The sequence below is a fragment of the Bacillus sp. 05T31 genome (assembly GCF_056396725.1).
In genome coordinates this window covers 1-503 of sequence record NZ_JBFTMA010001332.1, presented here as the reverse complement: position 1 = coordinate 503, position 503 = coordinate 1, and the positions used below count along the sequence as shown (strand labels likewise).

The following is a 503-nucleotide window of genomic DNA, read 5'->3' as shown; positions in this document are numbered from 1 at the left end:
GGTTTAATGAAGATGATACATATTTTATTAGCTGATGATGATAARCATATTAGAGAGTTATTRCATTACCATTTACAAAAAGAGGGSTTTAAAGTTTTTGARGCKGAAGAYGGAAARGTAGCKCAAGGCRTWTTAGAGAAAGAAAATATTCAYCTTGCGATAGTRGAYATTATGATGCCGTTTGTTGATGGCTATACGTTATGTGAAGAAATTCGGAAGTATCATGATATACCTGTTATTTTATTAACTGCAAAAGATCAGTTAGTGGATAAAGAAAAAGGATTTATTTCTGGTACGGACGATTATATTGTAAAACCGTTTGAGCCAGCTGAAGTGATATTCCGTATGAAAGCTTTATTGCGCCGTTATCAAATGCTTAGCGCTGACATAATTACGCTACACGGAACAACAATTGATCGTAAAGGCGTTGAAGTAAAGTGTAACGGTCAGACGATTTTGCTTCCATTAAAGGAATTTGAATTATTATCACAACTTGCTAGTTA

At 33.9% G+C, this 503-nt stretch carries 1 protein-coding gene; it reads left to right on the top strand.

Features of this window, described 5'->3' with window-relative positions:
* Positions 1–6: 6 nt before the first annotated feature.
* Positions 7–503, top strand: a 497-nt coding sequence (locus AC1DJR_RS33180; RefSeq protein WP_477004590.1) for a response regulator transcription factor, incomplete at its 3' end; no start/stop codon positions are given.